General features: G+C 67.4%; 5 protein-coding genes, 1 tRNA gene and 1 pseudogene. 3 read left to right on the top strand and 4 right to left on the bottom strand.

All coding sequences use genetic code 11. The annotated features are described in order from the left end of the window. Positions 1 to 4 precede the first annotated feature (4 nt). Positions 5 to 610 (bottom strand): annotated as a pseudogene (locus LCL61_RS42515) (DUF3662 domain-containing protein); the annotation flags it as partial. Between the two features lie 129 nt (positions 611 to 739). Here LCL61_RS42515 and LCL61_RS42510 point away from each other — a divergent pair. Further along, positions 740 to 822, top strand: a tRNA-Leu gene (locus tag LCL61_RS42510). Here the strand turns inward: LCL61_RS42510 and LCL61_RS42505 are convergent. Further along, positions 804 to 1,736, bottom strand: a complete 933-nt coding sequence (locus LCL61_RS42505; protein ID WP_340684916.1) for a hypothetical protein — start codon at positions 1,734 to 1,736, stop codon at positions 804 to 806. The two genes, LCL61_RS42510 and LCL61_RS42505, sit on opposite strands and share 19 nt — an antisense overlap. Positions 1,737 to 1,832: 96 nt before the next feature. On the opposite strand from LCL61_RS42505, the gene LCL61_RS42500 reads away from it, so the two are divergent. Then, positions 1,833 to 2,408, top strand: coding sequence for a Uma2 family endonuclease (locus tag LCL61_RS42500; protein WP_340684915.1), 576 nt, complete (start codon positions 1,833 to 1,835; stop codon positions 2,406 to 2,408). A gap of 265 nt (positions 2,409 to 2,673) precedes the next feature. On the opposite strand, the gene LCL61_RS42495 is transcribed toward LCL61_RS42500, so the two are convergent. Further along, entirely contained in the window at positions 2,674 to 4,683 is a 2,010-nt protein-coding gene (locus LCL61_RS42495) for a DUF6541 family protein (protein WP_340684914.1), read from the bottom strand. 81 nt (positions 4,684 to 4,764) lie between these two features. On the opposite strand from LCL61_RS42495, the gene glf reads away from it, so the two are divergent. Further along, positions 4,765 to 5,991 carry a UDP-galactopyranose mutase gene (gene glf / locus LCL61_RS42490; protein ID WP_125686658.1) on the top strand — a complete coding sequence of 409 codons (1,227 nt, stop codon included), beginning with the start codon at positions 4,765 to 4,767 and terminating at the stop codon, positions 5,989 to 5,991. A 159-nt stretch (positions 5,992 to 6,150) separates the two neighbouring features. Here the strand turns inward: glf and gndA are convergent, their stop codons facing one another. Continuing rightward, on the bottom strand, positions 6,151 to 7,590 hold the full coding sequence (gndA, locus tag LCL61_RS42485) for an NADP-dependent phosphogluconate dehydrogenase (RefSeq protein ID WP_340684913.1): 1,440 nt from the start codon (positions 7,588 to 7,590) through the stop codon (positions 6,151 to 6,153). Positions 7,591 to 7,848: the final 258 nt, after the last annotated feature.

Below are 7,848 nucleotides of genomic sequence, written 5' to 3'. Positions count from 1 at the left end.
CGGGCTGCTGTGCGCCGCCGTAGCCCTGGTCGTAGCCGCCCTGCTGCTGGCCGCCATAACCCTGGTCGTACCCGGGCTGCTGCTGGCCAGCCTGCTGTCCGTAGCCGTACTGGCCCTGCTGGCCGTACGGGTCACCCTGGTCGTATTGGCCGTAGCCGGGGGGCTGGCTCATTGCTGGGTCTCCTGCGTTGCTGGGTCGTGCCGACCGTGGCGAACCTTCGGCGCCGTGGGGCTTGACGTCGGGATCGACGGACGAACGGGTCTTGAACTGTCCAGTATGCAGCGCCTCGTTGCGCTCGAGCGAAACTACGACGTCACCATAGGTGTCCCATCCGTGCTCGGCGAGGTGTTCCTTGACCGCCTCCGCCAGCACCGTGGTGACCCGACGCTCGTCTCCGGCCATGCGCTCGTGATCAGCCTGCCCCAGCGACACGATGTAGTGATTGGGGGCGAGCTGTCGACCACCGGCCAGCTCACGAACGTTCTCCTCGCTCTCGCGCTCAAGCGCCACCGCCACTTCCTGCGTGACGACGTTGCCACCGAACATGCGCGCGAAGGTATTGCCCACGAGGTTCTCGAGCCGTCTGTCAAAGCGTTCGACGCGGCCCACCGGGCAACCTCCTCACACGTGTGCTTCCCCGTCGATCCTATCCGGGTACGGCCAGTCGGACACGGCCCCCGGTGAAACCCGCGAAATCCGCCTGCTACGCTTTGCGAGCTGTCAGAGAACGAAGCACTCGGGCGAGTGGCGGAATGGCAGACGCGCACGGTTCAGGTCCGTGTGTCCGAAAGGACGTGAGGGTTCAACTCCCTCCTCGCCCACTCTTGGTTGAAGGCCCCTTCGCTAGCGCGACGGGGCCTTCTTTCGTGAGGTCGTCAGTCGTCAGTACCCGGGGGGCCGAGCCCCCCGGACCCCCACGGTGCGGTCGGCGGCGGTTGGTGACGTCGGGTCTGGTCTTGTACAGGTACAGCGTCGCCACCCTCGTTTCGCCATGGCCACGTTTCCCGACGCTCACCATGATGTCGAGGTCCGGGCCGTCGGTAGGGATCTCACACCACAGCGCCTGCTCGCCGATACCGGGTAGCTGGGTGGCCGGTTGTTCGCATTCCTTCGCGAGCTTGTCGATCGTCGCGCGGGGCGGCTGGTTTCCGGGGATGGCCGCGACGAACAGCTCCGCCGACTTCCCGTACTTTCCTTTCGGGTCTTCGTAGGCGCATCGGTAGGCCTTGCCTGCGCCGACCCGTTCGGACTCGCCTTCGTTGGCGACCAGATCGTCTGATCTCCCGATCACTTGAAGGAATTCGATCGCGCCCAGTACGGGGCAGGCCGCGGTGATCTTGGCGAGTGGCGCCGGTGGCGGCGTGGTCGGGCTGGGTGGCGTGCTGCTGGCCGGTTTGCTCGACGACGACGGTGACGGCGTCGCAGCCACTTGCTCGGTCGGTGTGCCGCTTGAGCAAGCCGTGACAGCGAGCAGCAGGCATACGGTGGTGAGGATCCCCCTCGATCTGTGCACGTCGGGAACGTATCCGAAGTGGGTTTCGAGCGGCCAGACAATTCTCTCCGAGTGTCGTTCGGCGATCGTCTGGTAGGTGCCGGGCCGGGTTTCGCCGATATCCGGCAACAGCGTGCCGACGATCAGGCGTCCCAGGTTCTTTCCTTCTCGAAATGCAGACGGCCTGCTGAAATGCCGAGGTCGGGATGGTGCGAACCAGGTGAGCACCTTCCAGCCTCGCAACTCCTCACCGTAATGATTCGCTACTTTCCGTGGTAATACGTTCTCGGGACAACCGTGGGAAGATGGTCTGGTGATCACCGGCGAAGGAGGAGTTCGATGAGTGTCGTGCAATGGCCTCACCGCCTCCTGACGCTCGACGACTGGGCCGCGTTGCCGGAAGACCCGGAACACCGCGCAGAAGTCGTCGAAGGAGTGCTGGTCGTGGCCCCCCGGCCGATGTCGTTCCATCAGCTCGCGGTCACTCGCCTGGGCTACCTGCTCAACGAACAGCTGCCTGAAGCGCTCATGGCTCTTTCGGAAGCCGAGTTCATTGTTGCGGAGCTCCCGTTGACGGTTCGCGTACCGGACGTTCTCGTCGCGGCGACCGAGCTCGTGGAAAGAAACCCGGCACGGTACGCGGCTCAAGACGTATGGCTTGTCATCGAGGTGCTCTCCGAGGGAACGGTTCGCACCGACCGGGTCACCAAGTTCTCCGAGTACGCCGAAGTCGGCATCGAGCACTACTGGATCGTCGACCTCGACGATCCGGCGAGCATGACCACCTACCGCCTGATCGACGGCGAGTACGAGAACTTCGGCGAGCACACCGGCAAGGTGAGCCTCGACTTCGACGGCACTCCGCTCACTCTCGACCTCGACGCACTGACCACCCGCCACGCGCAGCGCCCGTGATCGCCCTCGTGAGTGGCCAGCACCAGCCTCAGCGGGCTGGTCGCACCACGTGTCCCGCCGATCACCGAGACCAGCGCGGTGCCCGCGAGCGCCCCGGCGAAGGCGAACCAGACGTACTCGCCCGGCGAAGTCACCGAGAACAGCGTCGAGCCGAGCACGATCGCGACCGNGGAAGACCGCTCCGCAGGCCGACCTGTTCGTCAGCGGGTCGACGAAGTGACGGGAGCCTTTTCTTTGGACCCGTGGCGGTCACGCGAGGCAGGCGTCAGCGGGTCAGTGTGTAGATCGAAGCCCCCGCGTTGGAGAAGTCCTTCCGCAGGAAGCCCAGCCCGTCCAGATCCCGCAGCCCCGGTGCCGGCGGCTCGCCGATCTTGATCGGCGTGCTCCCGATCAGCACGTGCTTGATGTTCAGCCGCCGCACCGCGGCCCGCACCTCGGGGTCGGTGTCGTACTCCCGGAAGTGCAGCGCCAGGTACTTCGCGTCCGGCGGCGGCACGCCCGGGTCGTAGTGCCCGGCGACCGGGTGGATACCGGTGATCGCGTACAGCCAGGCCGTCCCGTCGAAGCGCTCGTTGAGCACCTTCTCGTCCGGTCCGATGTTCATCTTGGTCAGCTCGTTCATCGCGGCGAGCTCGTCGGCGCTGACCGGCGGCGTGACCTCGCCCTCGGGCCCGTTGTAGTACAGGAACGACACCGCGTGCGCGTTCGACTCGGTGTAGAAACCCTTGGTCAGCACGGCCGAAGCGGCCACGACGAACACGGCGGTCGCCAGGCCCAGCCGGGCGGGCAGCGCGGGACGGCTCTTCACCCACGAGCGCCCGCTCGCCCATTTCGCGAACCAGCGCTGCAGCTCCGCCATCCCGTGCCCGGCCAGCAGGCACAGCGGGATCGCGGCGAGCGCCATCAGGCGGTACCGGTCGTTCCACCACGGCCGCGAGAGCGAGATCACCCACGGTTCGGCGCCGAACGACGCGACCAGCACGAACAGCGCCGAAAAGCCGATCGCCGAAAGACCCACCCAGCGCATCCGGCCGAGCCGGAACAGGCTGAGCACGCCGATCACCAGCAGCACCGTCAGCCACACCTGCGGGGCGCTCAGCACCTGCCGGAACGTCACCAGCAGCCCGAGCGACTTCACGACCGGCAGGTCGGAGCCCCACGCGTAATAGGGGTATGAACCCGAAGTGAATTTCAGGGCGCCGAGAATATGCGGGGCCGCGAGCAACCCGCTGCCCACCATCACCGGCGCCATCTTGACGACGTCGCCGCCGATCACCCGCCAGCCGCCACGGCCTTCGGGCACCCCGTCGAGCGGTTTGTGCCGCAGCGCGCGGTACCAGCGCTGCACCACCAGCGGGAAGGCGAACAGCAGCGCGCCGAACAGCGCCGACGAGTGCGCGGCCAGCAGCCCGACCGCGGTCAGCGCGAGCACGTAGCCGGTGTCGAGGCCGGGCCGCGCGAGGAACCGGGCCAGCGCGACGACGGCCAGCGGCGTCAGCACGATCCCCAGCGCGAACGGCAGCAGCCCGCTGGACACCGACTCGTACGCGCCGGTGGTGGCCGCCGCGGCCACCAGCGCCGTGCAGCCCGCGAACACCGCCCGCCCGCCGAGCTGGCGGATCAGCGCGACCATCGACAGCGCGAAGACGCCGGCCACCGGCATCGTGATGGCGTTCAGCGTGACCGGGATCGTCGTACCCGAGATCGAGTACACGAGCGAGCCGACCAGGTGATACGCGTTCGGATAGAACGAGCCGTCCGGGTACCAGTTGATGGTGCCCATGCCGGTCAGGGAGCCGTCGCCGGTCTCGGCGATGTAGCGGATGCCGTTCGCGTGGAACACGGTGTCCCAGCGCTGGAACACCGCCGTCGTCCCGCCGCGGGCCGAGAGCACCACGAGGATCGAGATCCCCACGGCCAGCGCGACGCAGGCGGCGACGGCGTAGTGCGCGCGCGGGTGCCACTTCGTCGGCGGCTCCTCGGCGCCTGGCTTGATCCAGCCGCGTGTCTGCCCCAGCTTCCCGAGGCCGAAGCCGACCCCGGCGAGAACGAGCGTGACGGCCGCCACGGTCAGGGGGTTGTACGACACGCCCGCGAGTGCCAGCCACGGACCGGCCAGTCCGGTTACCGTGTAGGACAGCAGTGGGGCCAGGCCCGCCAGGGCCCAGCCGCGCAGGCCCGCGGCCCGGCCGACGATCCCGCCGGGGACCGCCAGGACGGCCAGGTAAGTGAGGGTCGCACCGAAGTAGGACCAGAAGGTGTCCGGAGTAGGCACTGCTTCCTAAATGTGTCTGTCGAAGGTGAAAACCGGTGCTCGCTGCAGGGCACGGAGTCGACGTGCGTACCCTCGACGCCCGTGAGCGCGCACACGAACCCCGACAAGATTACTGAAGCCGATTTCACCGGCTACGACCTCATCGTGGTCGGGTCCGGATTCTTCGGGCTGACCGTCGCCGAACGGGCCGCGGCCGAGCTCGGCAAGAAGGTCCTCGTGCTGGAACGGCGTCACCACATCGGTGGCAACGCCTATTCCGAGGCCGAGCCCGAGACCGGGATCGAGGTGCACCGTTACGGTGCGCACCTGTTCCACACCTCCAACAAGCGTGTGTGGGAGTACGTCAACCGCTTCACCGAGTTCACGAACTACCAGCACCGCGTGTTCGGCAAGTACCAGGGTCAGGTGTACCCGCTGCCGATGAACCTGGCGCTGATCAACCAGTTCTTCGGCAAGTCGCACACGCCGGACGAGGCCCGCGAGCTGATCGCCAAGCAGGCGTCGGAGTTCGAGACCGCGAACGCGCAGAACCTCGAAGAGAAGGCGATCTCGCTGATCGGCCGCCCGCTCTACGAGGCGTTCATCCGCGGCTACACGGCCAAGCAGTGGGAGAACGACCCGAAGAACCTCGGCGCCGACATCATCACCCGGCTCCCGGTCCGCTACACCTTCGACAACCGCTACTTCAACGACACCTACGAGGGTCTGCCGGTCAACGGCTACACCGCGTGGCTGGAGAAGATGGCGGAGCACGAAAACATCGAGGTCCGGCTGAACGTCGACTACTTCGACGTCCGCGAGCACATCCCCGCCGGCACCCCGACCGTCTACACCGGGCCGCTGGACCGCTACTTCGACTACTCCGCGGGCCGCTTCACCTGGCGCACCGTGGACTTCGAATCCGAGGTCGTCGAGACGGGTGACTTCCAGGGAGCCTCGGTCGTCAACTACAACGACGAAGAAGTGCCCTACACCCGGATCATCGAGTTCCGGCATTTCCACCCGGAGCGCAAGCACTACCCGAACGACAAGACGGTCGTCTTCCGCGAGTACTCCCGCTTCGCCGGCGAGGCCGATGAGCCGTACTACCCGATCAACACCCCGGAGAACCGCGAGAAGCTCGAGGCCTACCGCGAGCTGGCGAAGGCCGAGGCCAAGAACAAGAACGTGCTGTTCGGCGGCCGTCTCGGTACCTACAAGTACCTCGACATGCACATGGCCATCGGCTCGGCGCTGTCCGTGTTCGACAACAAGATCGCGCCGCACCTGACCGATGGCGCGCCTCTGGACGGGTCCCTCGATGCTTGAGCTCGAGTCTTCCGGGGCCAAGCCCCAGGCCCCAGCCGGGGGTCCATCCGGAACGGGGTGTCTCGGTGGAAGACCGTCGGCGGAGGACATCGACCGCATGCCATGCGGTGAAGGGCCCCTTCGTGGCGTCTTATGCGGGGAAAGTCCCCTTCAGCTCTGTCAGGCCGAGGACTCGGGGCGGCCGTCGGCTGCCCAGGCGGTGTGGAACGAACCTTCGCGGTCGACGCGGCGGTACGTGTGGGCACCGAAGTAGTCCCGCTGCCCCTGCACCAGTGCGGCGGGGAGCCGCTCCGCGCGCAGACCGTCGTAGTAGGCGAGCGCGGTCGAGAAGCCCGGGGTCGGGATGCCGAGCCGCACCGCCGTGGAGATCACCGAACGCCAAGAGTCCTGAGCGTCCTCGACGGCCTTGCGGAAGCCACCTGAAGTCAGCAGCGTCGGCAGTGCGGGCTCTTCGGCGTACGCGGCCGTGATGTCGTTCAGGAACTTCGCGCGGATGATGCAACCGCCGCGCCAGATGGACGCGACCTTGCCGAGGTCGATGTCCCAGCCGTATTCGGCGCCGCCCGCCTGGATCTGGTTGAAGCCCTGGGCGTACGCCACCACCTTCGACGCGTACAGCGCCTGCTCGACGTCGTCCGCGAAGGTGTCCAGAGCGGACCCCGTCAGCGGAGCGCGCGCGGGACCACCAAGTCCGCGGGAGGCCTCGCGCAGGTTCGACGAGCCGGACAGCGAACGCGCGAAGACGGCTTCGGCGATGCCGCTGATCGGCACGCCCAGGTCCAGTCCGATTTGGACGGTCCAGCGGCCGGTGCCCTTCTGCTCCGCCTGGTCCGCCACGATGTCGACGAACGGCTTGCCGGAGGCGGCGTCGGTGTGGGCCAGTACCTGCGAGGTGATCTCGATCAGGTACGAGTCCAGCCGCCCCGCGTTCCAGGTGCGGAACACCTCGGCGATCTCGGCCGGGGAGTAGCCGCCGGCGCCGCGCAGGAGATCGAACGACTCGGCGATCAGCTGCATGTCGGCGTACTCGATGCCGTTGTGCACCATCTTCACGAAATGCCCGGCGCCGTCCGCGCCCACGTGCGTGCAGCACGGTTCGCCGTCGACCTTCGCCGAGATGTCCTCGAACAGCGGCCCGAGCGACTGGTACGACTCCTTGGACCCGCCCGGCATGATGCTCGGCCCGTGCAGCGCGCCCTCCTCGCCGCCGGACACACCGGTGCCGACGAAGTGGATGCCCTTCTCGCGCAGCGCGGCCTCGCGGCGACGGGTGTCCGCGAAGTGCGCGTTGCCCGCGTCGACGATCACGTCGCCCTTCTCGAGGAGCGGGACGAACTCGTCGATCACGGCGTCCGTCGGCGCACCTGCCTTGACCATGATCACGACCTGGCGCGGCCGCTCCAGCGCGTCGACGAACTCCTGCGCCGAATATGCCGGGATGAAGTCGCCTTCGTCGCCGAACTGCTCGACCAGTTCCTTCGTCCGCTGCTCGGAACGGTTGTGCAGGGCCACCGTGTGCCCGTGCCTCGCGAGGTTCCTGGCCAGGTTGCGGCCCATGACCGCCAGGCCGGTGACCCCGATGCTCGCCTTCTTGCTCATCCGCACCCTTCCGCTTCGATTCCCGTGCCGAGCCTATCCCCGTTGAGGGATACGGCGCCGGGGCGAGAAGGGATCAACCGGGAGTTGTCCACAACCGGGCCTGGCTGTGGACAACTCGCCTTACGCGCCCCGGCCCGCCCCTCTCGCCGGTACGCTGGGTTCGGGGTCGCCCCCCCAGGGACGGGTGCGGGTGCGCTGGGGAGGGCACGGGTGCCGGGAGGGTTGCGAAAGCCACTTTCGCAACCCTGAGCGTTGCGA

Origin of the sequence: Amycolatopsis coloradensis (assembly GCF_037997115.1) — a bacterium.
Classification (GTDB): Bacteria; Actinomycetota; Actinomycetes; order Mycobacteriales; family Pseudonocardiaceae; genus Amycolatopsis; species Amycolatopsis coloradensis_A.
Note: the sequence above shows the minus strand (reverse complement) of the source record. Positions and strands in the feature narration are given on the sequence as shown.